This window comes from Eremococcus coleocola DSM 15696 (genome assembly GCF_000428865.1).
GTDB lineage: Bacteria > Bacillota > Bacilli > Lactobacillales > Aerococcaceae > Eremococcus > Eremococcus coleocola.
The window spans coordinates 16,929-34,209 of sequence record NZ_AUAT01000025.1; the positions used below are offsets into that span (position 1 = coordinate 16,929).

A 17,281-nucleotide genomic window follows, 5' to 3' on the forward strand; every position below is an offset into this window, starting at 1 on the left:
CGTTTTTTAGTGGCCCAACAAGTGAGGGACAATCTAAAGTGCTGAGAATCTCTCTTTCAAATCAAGGGACTGGACATTTTGTTCAGTCCTTTTTTAGTGTAATCATGACTAAAAATAGTAACCGTGTGCATTAATCGGTCTAAATGCACAAAAATAGCCACGCGTGTGCATTGATTAGTCTCAATGCGCAAAATAAAATACGCCTGTGTATTGCGCCATTTCAATACACAAAAAATGTCACCCGTGCGCATTCAACCCTTACAATGCACAAAACAAGGAAACTTTTCCGTCTATCCCAAGTTTGCCCTAATTTTAATGCATAACTTTATTTACCCGTTTTAAGTCCATTTTAGTTTCACCCCCTATAATAAAACGATCAACAAAAGTAACTTTCTTCTTCTCTGTCTTTTTCCGACTTTTGTTGAAATAATCAATGAAAACTTGAGCCTTGCACTAACAAGGGCTCAAGTTTTTTTGATTGTCTAAAATAAGTGACAAATTGTCACTTTTGTGGTAAAGTAGTCCCATACTCAAAAAAAGGAGGCCGAAAAAATGGTTGAACAACGTTTTTTAAACTTAAGTCCTGAAACCCGGGACCGATATACAAACCAACTTTTAGATATTTTCCATAATAAAACCAATGCGGCCATCTCGGTGACTGATATTGTCAAAGGTCTAGAGATTGCACGCGGATCTTTTTACAAGTATTTCAAGGATATCGATGACGTTTCTGACTACCTGCTCAAGCAGGCTATTGTCCAAATCCATCAAGATATTCAAAAACACCTAGACCAGACTGGGGATATTTTTCAAGGGACTCAGGCATACTTACAGGCGGTCGCTGCCTTAGACCCTGAAAGTAAAACTTACAAACAACTCCGTTTGATTGGACTCCGTCGCCGCTTACATGCCCCTCATGGCCATCTCGCCATGCAATCTGCCCTAAGCCAGACTGTCCAAAAACTTGGCGCCCAGGCTAATTGGGCTTTTGATACCAAAGACTACCAAGTCTTCCAAGGCCTTCTTGGCGATTGGGTCATGAATGCGGTTGATAAATTGGTGAGTCAATCCTGGCCTTTGCCGGCAGTTTTGGACGAGTTAAGTCATCTCCATTTCTGGCTGACCCAATCGGTATATGCAAGACAAGATTCACAAACACAAGAAGGAGGTAGAAGATGAAATTAGCTTGGCAAGAGATTCGTTTTAATCTCAAAAAATATGCACTGGTTGAATTTTTACTTTTTATGATGATTTTTATGGTGGTCTTCTTATCCGGACTGACTAATGGACTGGGGCGGTGGGTTTCGGCTGGAATTGAAAACCAAACGGCCAACCATTATTTATTGTCATCGGATTCTGAAGGAGTGGTTACTTTTTCAGATTTAGAAAATCAAGCGGACTTAGAAAAGTATGACCTTGATTCGGGAGCTGGCCTAACCATTCAACGGTCAGGGGTCACCTTTAATGATGTCGCTGACAAGCAAGACATCACTTATTTTGTGGTAGATCCAGATAAGTTCTTGGCGCCCCAAACCATTGAAGGTCAAGATCTCAGCCAAGACGCCAAAGGGATTGTCCTGAATGAGTCCTTCAAGGCGGACGGCTTAAAAGTAGGGGATACCCTAAAAGATTCAAGTTCTGACCTAGAATTAAAAGTGATTGGTTTTGCTAAGGATGCTTATTACGGCCATAGCCCGGTCGGCTTCATTAGCCCTGAGATCTTTACTCAAATCCGTCAAAGCAAGCAAAAAGACTATACTTACAGTCCTCAGACCTATGCCTTTGAAGACAAAATCGAGGCTGAAGAAAGTCAAGACTTAGTCCTTATGGGCAAGGCTGACCTCATTGAAAAAATACCTGGCTACTCGGCCGAACAATCTACTTTGAATATGATTCTCTGGGTTCTTTTAGGAGCTTCTGCTGCTATTCTCGGCGTTTTCTTCTATATTATGACCATCCAAAAGACCCGACAGTTTGGCGTTTTAAAAGCTATCGGTATGACCATGGCTGAGATTTCTCGGATTCAATTTTGGCAAGTCTTTCTCTTAGCCTTAATTGGTGTAGTCTTAGGGGCTGGTCTGGCCATTGGTTTGGGACAACTCTTACCAGTGACCATGCCTTTCCACTTGAATTACCTCCAAGTGGCCCTAGAATGTTTAGCCTTTATTGCCATTACCTTGTTAACCAGCTTGGCTTCCATTCGCCGCATTAGCCAGATTGATCCAGCAAGTATTATTGGAGGGAGTGAAGATTAATGAATGTCTTAGAATTAAAACATATTTCCAAAGCCTATCCTGACGGTCAAAATCAACACACCGTCTTAGATGATATAAACTTAGAGGTGGAAGCTGGTCAGTTTATTGCCATAGTCGGCCCATCAGGGTCAGGTAAATCAACCTTCCTATCCATCGCCGGCATGCTTTTATCAGCCGATGAAGGTCAAGTTATTCTAGGCGGCCAAGATTATGGAAAAGCTAAGCAAGCTGAATGGACCCAAGTCCGCCGCAATCAAATCGGATTTATCTTCCAATCCCATGAACTGATTCCTTATCTGAAAGTTATGGACCAATTGGAGTTAGTAGCCCAAATGAAAGAAGCTAGTCCGAATAAAAAACAAATCAAGGCCGATATCCAAGATCTTTTGAAAGACTTGGGTATGGAAGGGGAAGCAAAAAAATATCCCCACCAATTATCAGGCGGCCAAAAGCAAAGGGTAGCCATTGCCCGAGCCTTTCTAGGCCAACCCCAATTAATTCTAGCAGACGAACCGACTGCCAGCCTCGACGGTGATCGGGGGCATCAAATTGCAGAATTAATTCGTAAAGAAGTCAAAAGTCGGGGCACTGCCGCAGTCATGGTGACCCATGATGAACGGATTCTCCATCTAGTTGACCGGGTCTATCATTTAGAAGGGGGTCAATTAGTGGCCTTAAGAGACCAAGCTCAAGCACAACCCAGTAATTAAGCATAGATGATTTTTTTCGAAACCTCAGCCTAAGCTAGAAATTTCCTAAAAAAAATTAGTCAGCCTGTCTCAGTCTGTTATAATAGGAAAAGTAACTATGATTGAAAGAAGGTCTAGATAGGTGCACGATTCAGAAAAATCGCATTTTAATTATCAAATTATCTTGGATTCCATCCTCGTCGGTCTGGTCGCAGGTTGTGGTGCCGTGGGTTATCGTTATCTCCTAGGATATGCCAGCCAAGCCTCTGGCTGGATGTACAGCCATCTTGATATCTACGGGATTCTAGCAGTGATTGCCTTCCTCTTGCTGTCAGCCTGGATTACCTATAAGCTCTTGGTTTGGGCGCCTTATTCTGGTGGGTCTGGAATCCCCCAAGTGATGGGTGAATTCTCAGGACTCATGAACATGCAGGCCGGTAAAATTGTGGTCTCCAAGTATGTAGGTGGGCTTTTGTCCATGCTCGCTGGCATGTCTTTAGGAAGGGAAGGCCCATCTATCCAAATTGGTTCAGCCTTAGGAAAAATGACTTCCAGTTACCTGAAACGGGATTTAACCAAGGAGCGGATTTTAATTACGGCGGGTGCAGCAGCCGGGTTGGCCTCTGCATTTAATGCCCCGATTGCGGCGACTTTATTCGTCATGGAAGAAGTCCATAAGAATATCGGCACGCGGATTCTGTTGCCAGCGCTCTTGGCTTCCTTGACCTCTGACTTTATTTCTAAATTGGTCTTTGGTATGGATCCGTCCTTCCATATCCGGGTGCAAGAAGCTATGCCGTGGCAAGATTATGGCTATCTGATTGGCCTTGGTCTGGTAACAGCTGTAGTAGGATATTGTTTCTCTCAATTGCTCTTGTCCTTACAGACTTTGAATAAACGTTTTATTCCCAATATCTGGCTCCGGGTTACCCTGGGTTTCTTGGTGGCCGGGTTGACAGGCTATTTCTTATTTAATTTGACGGGATCTGGCCATGATAAGGTTGTTGAACTCTTAAACCAACCGGCTGGGCTCCAATTTCTCGTTTTATTCTTAGCCGGCAAACTAATTTATACCTGTATTTGTTATGATTCCGGTGTGCCAGGCGGCATTTTCTTACCTGTCCTTGTCCTTGGTGCCTTATCAGGTATGGTTTATTTTCAAGGACTGACATCTCTAGGCCTTGATGTGGACCCCTTTATGAGACACTTTGTTATTTTCGGGATGGCAGGGATTCTGACCGCTGTGGTTCGGTCACCGATTACTTCGATTCTTTTGGTGTCTGAAATGACGGGTTCATTAAGTCATATCTTGTCGATTGCCATAGTGGCGGCGGTGGCTTACCTAGCTACTGAAGTCGTGGAACTTAAACCAATTTATGATTCACTTTATGAACGGATGTTTGATAATGTTAAGGCCATTAATTTATCTCCAGAAAAAGTAACCCTCCAATATGTGGTGCCTGCTTTTTCTGACCTGGTCGGCATGGAAATTAAAGACATGGCCCTACCAGAAGATGCCTTAATTATCGACCTTGTCCGGTCTGAAGTCTCCTTGATTCCGAGAGGACGAACCCGACTCGCTGGTTTAGACCAATTAACAATCATGTGTAATTTGGCCTCAGCTGGTCAAGTGCGGGACTATTTCCGTCGTCTAGGCGACGATGCCGGTCCGGCTCAAAGTAGTCGAGAGGACTTGGAATAGGGGTTCATTAAAGGCAACGATTATATAGATCCTGATTAAGATAAAAAAGAGCTTGGACAAGAAACTTTTGCCCGAGCTCTTTTTATAAGCCTTACTTGGCTGTAGAAAGGGTCCCAAATACTCTGACAGCCGCCTATAAGACTTCTATTAGAAGAAGTCTCTGGTATCTATGGCATTGCAAAAAATAAAAAAACGACGAGTCCAAACTCGTCGTTTTTTATGTGTGCTTTATTGAGTCTCAGCTTGTGTCTTACTTGAACTTACAGGGAGGACTTTTTATACTAAATGAAGAGACCTCAAGAGAGAAAGGAAGATTTTATGACTGATTATCAAATTCCTCAAGTTTGGGAGTGGGACCAAGCTAATGATGACCTAGCTGGCAACCGTCCAACCGCGGGCGCTCGGTTTGACCAAAGCTTGCCTGTCGGTCAAGGCGATTTACAAATTTATTCGTTGGGAACACCCAACGGCATCAAGGTGGCTATTATGGTCCAAGAACTACTTGCCCTAGGTAAAATAAGTGACCAAGATTATGACTTGTTTAAAATCAAAATAGGTGAGGGCGACCAATTTGGGTCTGACTTTGTGGCCATCAATCCTAATTCTAAAATTCCAGCCATGGTTGACCGTAGCCAGACACCCGCTTTGCCTATTTTTGAATCGGGATCAATTTTGCTATATTTAGCAGAAAAATATCAAGCCTTATTGCCTGATGACCTAACTGGACGGACGCAGACCTTAAATTGGGTCTTCTGGCAAACAGGAACGGGTCCTTATGTGGGCGGTGGCTTTGGTCATTTCTTCCATTACGCACCGACACCACAGAAATATCCGATTGACCGTTTTACTATGGAAACCAAACGCCAATTGGATTTATTAGACCAATGGCTTGGCGATCATGCCTATATGGTAGGGGAAAACTATACCATTGCGGATATTATGATTTGGTCTTGGTATGGCCAATTAATCAAGGATGATTTATACGAAGGTGCGGCCCAATTTCTTGCAGCCGACACTTATAAAAATCTAGGGACTTGGGCGGATAAAATGCGGCCCGGCCCGCTGTTCAAGCCGCTTTAGAGATGGAATATCAGGAAATCTAAGATGGCACAATTAAACGAAGACTTAGCCTTTGAAGTGCTGGCAGTAGTTAGTGAAATACCACGGGGTAAGGTGGCCACCTATGGTCAGATTGCTCGCTTAATCGGCCAGCCCAACCAGGCCCGCCTCGTTGGCAAAATTCTGAGTCGGGCTGAATATTTCGGTGACTATCCCTGTCATCGGGTCGTCAACCAGGCCGGTCGCTTAGTACCCGGTTGGGCCGACCAAGCTTGGCTTTTGCAGGCAGAAGGGATCCCATTTAAGAAAAAAGGCTACGTTGATATGGCTGCTGCCCAATGGGAAGACTAATTATGTGATAGGTGGGTGTCGGAAGTGGTCCGACACTTCAATTTAATTTGATAATGAGGAAAGCCCTAGCCGTATCGGCCAGGGCTTTATTAAATCAATCCCCACTCTCGGTAAAGCTGGTCGACGCGGTGAGTGCAGTTTAAAGTTCGTTCAGCAGACATAATCGGACTTTCAATCAAGCCTTGGTCTAAGCAAGTATTAAAGTAGTCAATTTCATAGACGAAATCATTGGTCGTCGCATAGTGATAGTCCCCATAGGCGGTTTGGATTCCTAAGTTTTGGACCATCGCTTGAGCCCGAAGTAAAGACCGAGAGGAGAGGGCTTGTCCTGACCGGACTTAGACACCAAAAGCCTTTGATAAAAGCGGGGCAAAATCGAAGCGGTTGAAACCATTCCGTATTGGTACATATACTGTCTTCCTTTCAAATTGGGGCATTAATAGGAGCGTCTAGTCGTCAATTCTTAAAAATTAGCCTCAACGAGTAAACAGACCTAGTTCTCTAAAGAAAATTTATTAAGCTAGCTTGGTAAAATTCAGGGACTTAGCCCTAAGGAGTGCCTAGCCCAAAAGTCCAAAAATTAATCTTATTAAGTCCATTTGACCATGATTTTTTGCTAGGTAATAAGCTGTCCTTACTCTCTGTAACAATCGTAATATTAATGTGACATTCTGTTTGTAAAGCTAAAAAAATGATAACCTTTAAACCACTGTTAAATAAAGGTTTTAGAAGTGATAAATCGACAAAATAACACTTTATATTTGTGTAGTCTGAGCGTATCATTTAGAAATGTTACAAAACTATGTTATGATGTAATCAAGAATTCTTAATAAATAAAAAACAAAGGAGGACAAGCAAGGATGAAAAAAGCAATAAAAATTTTACTTTTCATTCTATTTTTATTTGCCTTAAGTATTTTGTGGCCCAACATTGTAACCTATCAAGCAGTTGCTGGCCTTAAGGGCTTAGAAATGCCCCAAACTTATCCCTTGATTGGGCAATACATGCCACACTATTTATTCTGGGGAAGTATCGCCTTAGCAGCGATCTTACTAATTGCTTATTTAATTTTTCTATTCTCACCTTCTTCTAAAGCAGGAGTGGAACTCACTGATAACCAAGAAAAAGGACAATTGGTGGTCAAACCCTCTGCCATTGAAGGCTTAGTCCAAAGTATTCTTGCATCGGAAAGAGCGGTTGAACAAGCTTCAACTAAGGCAACCATATATGATAAACGGATTGATGTGGATATCAAAGGTCAAATCGCACGTACCTCTGGTCTTTATGGTCAAGGACAAGAAATTGCCCGCCGGATTCAAAGCGAAATTAATGATTTATTAGGCCAAGATTATCCTGCTCGAATCAATGTTACTTTTAAGGACATTGCCCGTAACGATCGTGGTAATGTTAAGTCAAGCCAAGCACGGGTCATTTAAGGAGGATTTTATGAAGGATTTAAAATATTTATATCAAGCCCATAAATTTCTAGTGATCTTTGCGCTAGTGGGCTTTATTACGGCATTACTCTTTGTCACAGTTGGATTTTTCAGAACAATTTTTGTATTTGCTTTTGCGGCCCTATGTGGCTTCATTGGCCATTACCTGGAAAAAACCGGCTACTTCCGTTAACCAAGTCAATTACCAAAAGGAGGAATCTGAATCATGGAAAATAATAATCTAAACCCTCAAGTTGCTGGTGACTTAGGTTTTGCAGACCAAGTCATCCAGAAAATTATCACACGTGCCTTAGAGTCAGTGCCAGGTGTCTTAGCTGCTAAAGGTGGCTTTGCTTCCGATTTAGCTGATAAACTGGTCAACCGCGCCAATAAAACCGACGGCGTAAGTGTCGAAGTGGGACAAGAAGAAGTGGCAGCTGACCTTGATATCGTGGTTGAATACGACCAAGATTTGCCTCGAATTCAAGCAGATATTAAGCAGTTAGCTTACGATGAAATTAAATTACAAACCGGTTTAGAAGTCATTGAAGTCAATGTGAATGTGACTGATATTATGACCCGGCAAGAATTTGAACAAAGTCAAGTCAGCCTACAAGACAAACTGGCTGAAAATAAACAAGCCCCCCAAGCTTAATTTTACATAGAGAAAGTTGAACTTTTACCCAAACCATAGGAGGAATAATTATGAATAACCAAGAAAAAAACTATACTAACCAAGATATCAATGCTGTTGAAACCTTTGAAAACCATACTGGAATTCGCGGAGAGTTAACTTATGAAGATAAGGTTATCCAGAAAATTGTAGGGATTGCTTTAGAAGATATCCCGGGCTTATTAGGGGTTTCTGGAGGCTTCTTTTCAAATGTGGCCGGTAAGTTAGTCAATACCGATGACAAAACTTCCGGTGTGGGCGTTGAAGTCGGTAAAGAACAAGTAGCGGTCGATTTAGATATAGTTGCCGAATACGGTGAAAATGTTGCAACCATCTACGACAAAATCAAAGAAGTCGTCTCTGCTGAAATTAATAAAATGACAGACTTAGAAGTTGTTGAAGTCAATGTCAATGTCGTTGATGTGAAGACCCAACAACAATATGAAGCAGAACAAGTCACTGTTCAAGACCATCTCTCTAATGCAGCTGAATCAACTAGCAACTATATTTCTGAACAATCCGATAAGGCAGAACGCTACTATAATAAACAAGAAGCCAAATACAAAGCAAACAACCAACCTCGCGTAAAATAGTTAGGTTACCCATATAAACATACTTATCAAAGGGCAGTGAATTTTCTAATCATATAAATCAGCCCTTGTTAAGAAAAAACCAACTCCTAAAAGGGTTGGTTTTTGTTTTTTAGTTAAACTAGGGAGAATTAGGAGGAGCTTCTCAAATAAACTTGTAGGTTCTTTAATTTTATGCTAATATAATTTTAATTTTTCAGACCCAAGTGCCATCATTTAGCCAAAGGAGCCATATTAATGAAAACCAAACTTAGCTCTAAAGAAATCCTCCTCTTAGCCTCCACCTTATTCGGCCTCTTTTTTGGTGCCGGTAACCTAATTTTCCCGGTCCAACTCGGCCAATTAGCTGGCGCCAACCTCATCCCGGCCATCATTGGCTTTCTGATTACTGGAATTGGCTTGCCTCTTTTAGCAGTGGCAGCTATGGGCTTGACCAATAGTCGGGACGTACTGGAAATGGCTCGCCCAGTTTCCAAGACCTACGCCAAAATCTTTACCATCCTGCTTTATCTTTGTATTGGGCCATTTTTTGCCATTCCGCGTTTGGCCATGACCTCCTACGAAATTGGCATTGTACCCTTTATCCAAGCTGACCAATACGACCTTTTCCTGGCTATTTTCTCCGTCCTCTTTTTCATCGGTGTCTGGTGGTTCTCACAAAATCCTTCCAAAATCCTTGACTATATCGGTAAGTTTTTGAATCCCGCCTTTTTACTGCTTTTATCCATTCTATTTATCCTAGCCATTCTGAATCCTATGGGGGATCCCATGGCTACCGCGGTGGACACCCAATACCAATCACCTTTAACCAAGGGCTTTCTTGAAGGCTATAATACTCTGGACGCCTTGGCTGGTTTAGCTTTCGGTATCCTCGTCATTGCGGCCGTTAAACAGTTCGGCGTGACCCAACCCAAGCATATTGCCCGAGAAGTCTTCAAGGCGGGTGTCCTAGCCACCTTGATGATGGGAATCATTTATAGCCTTTTGGCTTATACTGGAGCTTCTTCAGTGGCGACCATCGGCCTTCAAGAAAATGGTGGTCTCGGCCTGGGTTTAATTTCCCAGCATTATTTTGGCCATTACGGGTCTATTCTAGTCTCCTTGATTATTTTCCTGGCTTGTTTTAAGACCAGTATCGGCTTGGTGATGGCTTGTTCCGAAAGCTTCCATGAATTGTTTCCGGCGGTGTCCTATAAGGCTTTAACCGTGATCATTGCAGTGATTCCAACGATTCTGGCTAACATTGGACTTAGTCGGTTTATCCAATATACCTTGCCGATTTTGATGTTTATCTATCCTTTAACTATGACCCTCATCTTACTCCAATTCTTGAAAGTCTTACTTAACCGTCATTTTCCTCAGATTGCTTTTTACTGGGTGACCGGCTTGACCCTAGTGGCTGCCACCATTGATGCGGTCAATGCCTTGCCTGACCCTTTCAAAAATCAGCCCTGGGCCCAAACCCTAATTCAGCTGGGTAAAGATTACCTACCTTTCTTTAAGTTTGGCATGGGCTGGATTTTACCGGCCATGATTGGTTTAATTATTGCCTATATAATTGCGGCCTTCCGTTCTAAATCAGGTCGGCCCGCCTAAAGCAAATCTAATTAGCTAAATTTTAAAGTATGGAACTGTACCAAAAGCAATAGTTGGTACAGTTTTTTATGTAGCCAGGACGGGAGCTCTGCGCGTTTTGTGCATTGCCAGGTTTCAATGCACAAATTAAATAGATTCTGTGCATTGCCGGGTTTCAATGCACAAGCTCAAAAAAATCCCCATTAAAATAAAAAACTTTCCAAACACCACATAAGCCACAACCAATTATTACTTCCAAATCCATAGCGCCCCCTTGAAAAATAGAGTAAAATAGGTTTTAAGTAAAAAAATACTGGCTAGGCAAGGGAGGGGCGGACTGACAATCCAACACGTCCAACCAACTACTAGCCAAGCAGTTAGAAAGTAGGAAGATGCATGACCTTTCAATTAATCGAAACGCATTTCCTTGAAGACATCCAGTCTCAAGGTCAACTCTACCTCCATCCTGAAACCGGTGCCCAAGTTCTTTGGCTAAAAAATGATGATGCCAACCGGGCCTTCACCATTTCCTTTAAGACCCCGCCATATTCTGATAACGGAATTACCCATATCATCGAACACTCCGTCCTCAACGGCTCTAAAAAGTACCCCACTAAAGAACCTTTTGTAGAAATGCTCAAAGGATCCCTTAATACCTTTGTTAATGCCATGACCTTCTCGGATAAAACCATTTATCCAGTGGCTTCCACCAACCAAAAAGACTTCTCCAACTTGATGGGAGTTTATCTGGATGCGGTTTTCCAACCCAACTTCTATGACAATGATTTGATCCTAGCCCAAGAAGGCTGGCACTATCACTTAGAAAAAGCCGAAGACGATTTAATCTATAAAGGGGTTGTCTTTAATGAAATGAAGGGGGCCACTGCTTCACCGGATCAACAACTTTACAACCACATGATGCGGATGCTTTATCCAGATACCTTCTACCAATATGAATCCGGTGGGCTACCTTCAGCCATTACGGATCTGACTCAAGCGGAATTTATCGACTACCACCGCAAGCACTACCATCCATCTAACTCCTTAACGATTTTATACGGCGACTTGGATATCGACCAAGCCTTAGCTCAATTAGGCGAATACTTTGACGGTAAGGGCAAGGGCCAAGTAGTCGACCTACAAATCCCCATTAAAAAACCTGCCGTTCGCGACCTTAAAGACAGCTATTCCTTAGCACAGGGTGATGACCCAACCAATAAAGATTACCTCGCCTTGGTTTGGCATACTGGCCTAACGACCAATAGCCTGGAAGGAACTGCTCTGGAAGTTATTAATAAACTCTTGATGGGTCATAATGAAGCTCCGCTGAAGAAAGCTTTACTCGAAGCAGATATCGCCGCCGATGTTTGGGGCGAAGTCAACGATTTTGGCTATCCAACCGGTTATGCCATCGTAGCTAAATACACGGATGCGGAAAAGCAAGCTCAATTCAAGCAAATTGTTTTTGATAGCTTGCAAGAAGTCTTAGTCCAAGGCCTTGATAAAGATCAAATTGAAGCAGCCCTTAATCGTTTGACCTTTGTCCTTAAAGAAGAAGCCATTTCTGAATCCTCACCGCGGGGCGTGATTGCCGGATTGAAGGTCTTGTCAAGCTGGCAATATCAAGGTAATCCATACCAAAACTTAGAATTTACCCCTATCCTAGATGAGTTACGGACCAAGGCAGCCAATGGCTACTTGGAAGACCTCATCCGGGAAAAATTAGTCAACAATGATTACCTGGTCCAAATCGCGCTTGTTGCCGAACCGGGTAAATCTGATAAGCAAGAGGAAAAAGTCTTGGCAGACCTTCAAGCCTACAAGGCTCAATTAGATTCAGACCAAGTCCAAGCCATGGTGGATAAGACCCAAGCCTTGATTGAACGGCAAGAAGCGCCTGATACACCAGAAGACTTGGCAACCATTCCAATGCTCACCCGGCAAGATTTGAAGGCTGATCTAGACTTAGAAGCAGTCAAGGTGTCAGCTTTTGGCACAAAAGGTAAGGCCTATAATGCTGACCTCTTTACGTCTGGCATTGACTACCTTCAATTATTTATTGATATTTCTGATCTTCCAAGTTCAGTCTACCCACACTTAGGCTTATTGGCTGCCTTAATGGGCCGGATTCCGACCCAGTCTCATTCCATGACTGATTTACAAACCCTTATGGACCTGCATACGGGTGGTTTAGCTGCTGGTATCAATATTTATGAAGTGCCGGGCCAAGAACCCAAAACCTACTTTGTCATTAAAGGCAAGGCCTTAGAAGCCTCACTGGACCAAATGGTTGATTTAATGAAGGAAATCTTCTTGGAAAGCCAATGGACGGCACAAAAAGATATTCTGCAACGGATTCAAGCCATGATTTCCTCCTTCCAAAACCGGATTAATTATGGCGCTAATGCGCTGGTCATGAATCGTGCGCTTGCCCAATATAAAGCTTCGATGTTCTTGAACGAACAAGTTTCAGGAATTGACTTCTATAACTTCTTAAAAGCTAGCCGGGATGCTTTAAAGACTGATCAAGGCGAATCTTTAACGAGCGAACTCCAAGCCTTAGCGGACCAATTGGCCAACCCTGACCGGCTCTCTCTCTTCTATGTTGGCCAAGCTGACCGTTTGGATACGATCAAAGCCAAAGTCGCAACTAGCTTTAAAGATTTGGCCAGTCAAGCCATGGGGCCAGCTGTGACCCATCCGACCGGTCAAGTTCAAAACGAAGCCTTCGTCACCGCCCAAGATGTTAATTATGTGGGGCTTTCAACCCCAGCTTTGGCTGACTTGACTTATGCTGGTAAGGTTTATGTCTTAGGCACCATTCTCCGCTTAGACTATCTTTGGAATAATGTCCGGGTCAAGGGGGGCGCTTATGGCGCTGGCTTCCGTCATGTGCGGACCGGGAATATTGAGTTTGCTTCCTACCGCGATCCAAATATTGATAAGACCCTGGCCACTTACTTGAATACGCCAGCTTATATTGATAACTTGGCCTTGACCGACCAAGACCTCTTGAAATATATTATCGGAACCTTGTCTAGTATGGACCAACCGTTATCTGCCTATGATAAAGGAGTGAAGGCCTTGTCGCTTTACTTAACAGGTCAAGGTGTGGATAGTCTCAAGACTTATAAAGAGGAAGTGCTGGCGGTCCAAGAAGCTGACTTGAAAGGCCTAGCTGATAGCTTCCGTCAAGCCTTGGCAAGCTATTCTAAGGTGGTTATTGGGAATAAGACCCAGATTCAAGCTGAAGCGGACCAATTTGACCAAATCTATGATTTATTCTAATTAAGTCAAAAGTAAAAGGACCCTGATGGGGTCCTTTTTGCGTGCAAAAATCAGCAGGTACTCGCAAGGGGAGTTGAGAGAAATAAATGGGGAAGGTGCGGGGAAAATTGTTGTGTATTTTAAGGCGGCTGCAAAAGCTTGGACCGTACAGTGGTGGCACGTCTTCTGCTTGATTGTCGTCGAGCTCCAGACTTGTCTGGCTGTGGAGGGCTGGGAAAAACCAATCCCTCTTATATTAATAAAATATAAATTAATTATCGCAGTGGTTGACTGGATGGGAACGGTGTCGCAAAGCGACTTGTTCCATCTAGTCAACTGTACGGGGGCGGGCAGACGAAGCGAAAATAATAGATTTTCTACTTCTTGCCCACTCCCTCATGTGCTCGCCATCCTGAGACCACTATCGGGCAAGCTTTTACTCACCCCCTAAATAAAAATAAAATGAACAGTTTAATATAACTGAACAATTTCTCTTAGATTTTATCTCTAAGAATGATGAATTATCTGCTTTATTACATGGATATAGAGGATACTGAATGAATAAGTTGATAAAGTTATATAATAATGAAGAAAAGAGCAGCCGAGGCTGCTCTTTTCTTCATTATATTCTATTTCTCTTTATCTGCGACCAATCCTTGATAGAAGTTCAACCACAAGCTAGCTATACGATCTTCACTATAGAAGTTAGAAGCAGCAATGGCTTTGTCGACATAGACTTCTAATCGTTTAGGGTTTTCCTTGAATTCGATGAGCCATTTGTCCATATCTTCCCGGTCAACTGCCGGAATATAATCGTCTTCAATAATAGCATGGTACAGGTCTAAGTCCCGCAACATGACCGGAGTTTGGGCTGAGAAAGACTCTAGAATAGCCATAGGGAAGAGTTCATTATAGGAAGGAAGTAAGAAAATATCAGCCATATTATATAAGGCATTCATTTTATCTCGGTCGACAATTCCAGCAAAAGTTAAGTTGGCAGGGGGATTATCATAGACTGCCTTGTATGTCTCATAGCCATCCGTAATCTTACCAAAGGAGAAGCCACCGGCCCACACAAATTTTATGTCTGGATGGTCAAGGGCCAATTGAATGAAATCATCAATGCCTTTACGTTTTTGAATTTGACCGACCCCTAAGATGACAAAATCGTCTGCGGCGAGACCATTTTCTTGGCGTGCCGCCAAACGGTGAGGTTCAGACATTTTATAAAAAGAAGACTTGGCCACAAAGTTAGGGATATAGGTAATCTTATCGGCGTCAAAGCCATAGCGTTTGACTAACTCATCCTTGAAGACAGGATTCACGACCACTAGATGGTCCATAGCCCGGTAGAAATTTAATAAATAATGTTTAAAGCCCCATTGGACGGGTGAGGCCAATTTAATCGACCCATCCAAGGTGTGGGGAAGGAAATGAACATAGCCCACCTTAACACCACGCCGCCGCCAATTTAAGGCAGCTAAATAATAGGAAAAATTAATGGTATGAAAATGGGTAATATCAGCCGATTGGAATTCATTGTAACGAATATCCAATTGGTCAGGATAGTACTTAGTTAGCAGATTAACGAGTTCACGGTAGGCTGATCCTACCCCTTGTCCGGCCACGGATTCGGCTTGGGACATCATATTGATGGTAAGCATGAAGCAAGGCTCCTTCCTATTTCTTGCTCAAGTATACCATAAGGTCTAGCACTGTACATAGACTAATGACGGATATAAGCCAATAAATCAGCAATTAATTTCAGATTAAGCGACTTAGTTCACTAGAGCTTATTCTTGTTCCTTAAGAGGACATGGGCTACAATGAAAACACAAAGGAGCGAGCCTATGCAAAAGAACCCTCAAAATAATTCCTTAAATCATCCACAAGATTATAAGCAACAAGTTAACCACCTCGCCCATCTAGTCGAGCAAGCTAAAACAGTGTGTGTCTTTACCGGAGCTGGCGCTTCCACTGAATCTGGCATTCCTGATTACCGGTCCCGCTTCGGTATTTGGACCAAGATGGAAGAAGAGGGGAAAGACCCTCAATACTTCGCCCACTATAAGCGCCTCGTTGAAGATCCAGCAGAATTCTTTGGCCGCCGCATTGGCAACGGTCCAGGTCCTAAACCCAATCTAGGCCACTATGCCCTGGCCCAGATAGAGGGTGCTGGTAAAGATATCCGAATTGTGACCCAGAATGTAGATGGTCTCCACCAAGAAGCGGGCCACCGGTCCGTAGTTGAACTTCACGGTAGTCACCACCGTTGGTATTGTATGGATTGTGACCGGCCTTATAAATTTCAAGAACTCCGCTATGACCACCAACACGTCCCACGGTGTTATATCTGTAATGGGGTGGTCCGTCCGGATGTGGTGTACTTTGGTGAGAATATTGATCCTAAAATTGTGGCCCAGGCAGAACGGGCGGTCGCTGCCGCCGACTTACTCTTAATTGTCGGCACCACCCTAGCCACTGGACGGGCCAAACGTCTAGCTCGCTCCTTTACGGGCGGACCGGTAGTGGTCATTAATTGCGATGAGATTTCACTTCGGCCGATTAAGGTAGATTTATTTATTCAAGCTGGCTTTGCCCAAGTGATGCAAGACTTGAAGACCCACCTTGACCATACTTAAGTCGGTCTTCTCATCAGAAAATAACTTGTAATCAATTCGTAATTTGTTTAAACTAAACATTAGTAAATTTAAAGGAGTCTTTTTATGATACCTAAAGTAAAAAAAGCGATTATTCCAGCTGCCGGCTATGGGACTCGGTTCTTACCAGCTACTAAGGCCATGCCTAAAGAAATGTTACCAATTATTGACAAGCCAACCATTCAATACATTGTGGAAGAAGCGGTTGAAGCAGGAATTGAAGATATTATTATCATCACCGGTAAATCAAAACGAGCCATTGAAGACCATTTTGACCGGAATATTGAATTAGAAAATGACTTAGAAAGTAAAGGCAAACTAGAAATGTTGGAATCCGTCCAACATGCCTCTAACTTAGCCAATATTTACTTCATCCGTCAGAAACAAATGAAGGGCTTGGGGGATGCTATCTATACCGCCCGTACCTTCATTGGCGATGAACCCTTTGCTGTTCTATTAGGGGATGATATTGTAGTTCATGAAGAAGGGGACTTACCTGCCATCCAACAACTGATTGAAGAATATAACCAAACGGGATCGTCTGTGATTGGGGTTCAAACCGTACCTGAAGACCAAACCCATCGTTATGGGGTGATTGATCCTATTTCTAAGGATGGCCGGCTATACGAAGTGGCCAACTTCGTAGAAAAACCTGCTCTAGGGACAGCTCCATCCAACCAAGCGATTATGGGACGCTATGTCTTAACTCCACAAATCTTTGATTATCTAGCTAAGAAAAAAGTAGGTGCCGGCGGCGAAATTCAATTAACCGACGCCATCCAAATGTTAAACCAAGTCCAAGATGTTTATGCCTATGATTTTGTCGGCAAGCGCTATGACGTGGGTGAGAAACTAGGCTTCATTAAGACTACAATAGACTTTGCTTTAGAACGTGAATTTGCCGATGATATTATTCAATATATGGAAGGAAAGTTACGGGAACTTAATAAAGCGAACTAGCAAATTATTCAAATGAAAAGCTTAAGAATTCTTTAAATCTCTTTAAAAAATCTAAATAGTTTGG

The 17,281-nt window shown here is 42.9% G+C and carries 15 protein-coding genes and 1 pseudogene; 14 read left to right on the forward strand and 2 right to left on the reverse strand.

The window, feature by feature from the left end:
- Nucleotides 1-552 precede the first annotated feature (552 nt).
- The 6 genes and pseudogenes from G396_RS10975 (at nucleotide 553) to G396_RS0106835 (ending at nucleotide 6,056) form a co-directional block, all read left to right on the forward strand.
- Nucleotides 553-1,179, forward strand: a complete 627-nt coding sequence (locus tag G396_RS10975; protein WP_051221185.1) for a TetR/AcrR family transcriptional regulator — start codon at nucleotides 553-555, stop codon at nucleotides 1,177-1,179.
- Nucleotides 1,176-2,255 (forward strand): ABC transporter permease, encoded by a 1,080-nt coding sequence (locus G396_RS0106815; protein ID WP_028125495.1) that lies wholly within the window; start codon nucleotides 1,176-1,178, stop codon nucleotides 2,253-2,255. The genes G396_RS10975 and G396_RS0106815 overlap by 4 nt, the downstream gene beginning before the upstream one ends.
- The gene (locus tag G396_RS0106820) at nucleotides 2,255-2,965 is read left to right on the forward strand and encodes an ABC transporter ATP-binding protein (protein WP_006418237.1); all 711 of its coding nucleotides are present in this window, start codon (nucleotides 2,255-2,257) and stop codon (nucleotides 2,963-2,965) included. Before G396_RS0106815 ends, G396_RS0106820 begins: the two co-directional genes overlap by 1 nt.
- A gap of 121 nt (nucleotides 2,966-3,086) precedes the next feature.
- Nucleotides 3,087-4,646, forward strand: coding sequence for a ClC family H(+)/Cl(-) exchange transporter (locus G396_RS10395; protein ID WP_051221186.1), 1,560 nt, complete (start codon nucleotides 3,087-3,089; stop codon nucleotides 4,644-4,646).
- A gap of 318 nt (nucleotides 4,647-4,964) precedes the next feature.
- Nucleotides 4,965-5,749, forward strand: a pseudogene (gene yghU / locus G396_RS10400) (glutathione-dependent disulfide-bond oxidoreductase).
- A gap of 1 nt (nucleotide 5,750) precedes the next feature.
- Nucleotides 5,751-6,056, forward strand: coding sequence for an MGMT family protein (locus G396_RS0106835; RefSeq protein WP_028125496.1), 306 nt, complete (start codon nucleotides 5,751-5,753; stop codon nucleotides 6,054-6,056).
- An 89-nt stretch (nucleotides 6,057-6,145) separates the two neighbouring features.
- Here G396_RS0106835 and G396_RS0106840 read toward each other — a convergent pair whose 3' ends face one another.
- Nucleotides 6,146-6,343, reverse strand: coding sequence for a hypothetical protein (locus G396_RS0106840; RefSeq protein WP_006418590.1), 198 nt, complete (start codon nucleotides 6,341-6,343; stop codon nucleotides 6,146-6,148).
- Between the two features lie 573 nt (nucleotides 6,344-6,916).
- Between G396_RS0106840 and amaP the strand changes: the two genes are divergently transcribed.
- The 6 genes from amaP (at nucleotide 6,917) to G396_RS0106875 (ending at nucleotide 13,618) form a co-directional block, all read left to right on the forward strand.
- Nucleotides 6,917-7,492: an alkaline shock response membrane anchor protein AmaP gene (amaP, locus tag G396_RS0106845; RefSeq protein ID WP_034907779.1), complete on the forward strand. Its 576-nt coding sequence runs from the start codon at nucleotides 6,917-6,919 to the stop codon at nucleotides 7,490-7,492.
- A gap of 10 nt (nucleotides 7,493-7,502) precedes the next feature.
- On the forward strand, nucleotides 7,503-7,685 hold the full coding sequence (locus tag G396_RS0106850; RefSeq protein ID WP_028125498.1) for a DUF2273 domain-containing protein: 183 nt from the start codon (nucleotides 7,503-7,505) through the stop codon (nucleotides 7,683-7,685).
- 33 nt (nucleotides 7,686-7,718) lie between these two features.
- Complete coding sequence (locus G396_RS10405) at nucleotides 7,719-8,147, forward strand: Asp23/Gls24 family envelope stress response protein (RefSeq protein ID WP_034907781.1); 429 nt, start codon at nucleotides 7,719-7,721, stop codon at nucleotides 8,145-8,147.
- A 50-nt stretch (nucleotides 8,148-8,197) separates the two neighbouring features.
- Nucleotides 8,198-8,758 carry an Asp23/Gls24 family envelope stress response protein gene (locus G396_RS0106860; protein WP_028125499.1) on the forward strand — a complete coding sequence of 187 codons (561 nt, stop codon included), beginning with the start codon at nucleotides 8,198-8,200 and terminating at the stop codon, nucleotides 8,756-8,758.
- 234 nt (nucleotides 8,759-8,992) lie between these two features.
- A complete protein-coding gene (brnQ, locus tag G396_RS0106865) occupies nucleotides 8,993-10,351 on the forward strand; it encodes a branched-chain amino acid transport system II carrier protein (protein ID WP_028125500.1) in 1,359 nt (452 codons plus the stop codon).
- 375 nt (nucleotides 10,352-10,726) lie between these two features.
- Nucleotides 10,727-13,618 carry an insulinase family protein gene (locus G396_RS0106875; protein ID WP_028125501.1) on the forward strand — a complete coding sequence of 964 codons (2,892 nt, stop codon included), beginning with the start codon at nucleotides 10,727-10,729 and terminating at the stop codon, nucleotides 13,616-13,618.
- A gap of 608 nt (nucleotides 13,619-14,226) precedes the next feature.
- On the opposite strand, the gene G396_RS0106885 is transcribed toward G396_RS0106875, so the two are convergent.
- Nucleotides 14,227-15,261: a glycosyltransferase family 4 protein gene (locus tag G396_RS0106885; protein WP_028125503.1), complete on the reverse strand. Its 1,035-nt coding sequence runs from the start codon at nucleotides 15,259-15,261 to the stop codon at nucleotides 14,227-14,229.
- 186 nt (nucleotides 15,262-15,447) lie between these two features.
- On the opposite strand from G396_RS0106885, the gene G396_RS10410 reads away from it, so the two are divergent.
- Complete coding sequence (locus tag G396_RS10410) at nucleotides 15,448-16,239, forward strand: SIR2 family NAD-dependent protein deacylase (protein WP_051221189.1); 792 nt, start codon at nucleotides 15,448-15,450, stop codon at nucleotides 16,237-16,239.
- A gap of 84 nt (nucleotides 16,240-16,323) precedes the next feature.
- The gene (gene galU, locus G396_RS0106895; RefSeq protein ID WP_282705431.1) at nucleotides 16,324-17,217 is read left to right on the forward strand and encodes a UTP--glucose-1-phosphate uridylyltransferase GalU; all 894 of its coding nucleotides are present in this window, start codon (nucleotides 16,324-16,326) and stop codon (nucleotides 17,215-17,217) included.
- Nucleotides 17,218-17,281: the final 64 nt, after the last annotated feature.

Bases quoted from the DNA above. Each gene is read 5' to 3' on its own strand.
- G396_RS10975 (WP_051221185.1), top strand. From the start codon at position 553: ATGGTTGAACAACGTTTTTTAAACTTAAGTCCTGAAACCCGGGACCGA.
- G396_RS0106815 (WP_028125495.1), top strand. From the start codon at position 1,176: ATGAAATTAGCTTGGCAAGAGATTCGTTTTAATCTCAAAAAATATGCA.
- G396_RS0106820 (WP_006418237.1), top strand. From the start codon at position 2,255: ATGAATGTCTTAGAATTAAAACATATTTCCAAAGCCTATCCTGACGGT.
- G396_RS0106835 (WP_028125496.1), top strand. From the start codon at position 5,751: ATGGCACAATTAAACGAAGACTTAGCCTTTGAAGTGCTGGCAGTAGTT.
- G396_RS0106840 (WP_006418590.1), bottom strand. From the start codon at position 6,343: ATGGTCCAAAACTTAGGAATCCAAACCGCCTATGGGGACTATCACTAT.
- amaP (WP_034907779.1), top strand. From the start codon at position 6,917: ATGAAAAAAGCAATAAAAATTTTACTTTTCATTCTATTTTTATTTGCC.
- G396_RS0106850 (WP_028125498.1), top strand. From the start codon at position 7,503: ATGAAGGATTTAAAATATTTATATCAAGCCCATAAATTTCTAGTGATC.
- G396_RS10405 (WP_034907781.1), top strand. From the start codon at position 7,719: ATGGAAAATAATAATCTAAACCCTCAAGTTGCTGGTGACTTAGGTTTT.
- G396_RS0106860 (WP_028125499.1), top strand. From the start codon at position 8,198: ATGAATAACCAAGAAAAAAACTATACTAACCAAGATATCAATGCTGTT.
- brnQ (WP_028125500.1), top strand. From the start codon at position 8,993: ATGAAAACCAAACTTAGCTCTAAAGAAATCCTCCTCTTAGCCTCCACC.
- G396_RS0106875 (WP_028125501.1), top strand. From the start codon at position 10,727: ATGACCTTTCAATTAATCGAAACGCATTTCCTTGAAGACATCCAGTCT.
- G396_RS0106885 (WP_028125503.1), bottom strand. From the start codon at position 15,261: ATGCTTACCATCAATATGATGTCCCAAGCCGAATCCGTGGCCGGACAA.
- G396_RS10410 (WP_051221189.1), top strand. From the start codon at position 15,448: ATGCAAAAGAACCCTCAAAATAATTCCTTAAATCATCCACAAGATTAT.
- galU (WP_282705431.1), top strand. From the start codon at position 16,324: ATGATACCTAAAGTAAAAAAAGCGATTATTCCAGCTGCCGGCTATGGG.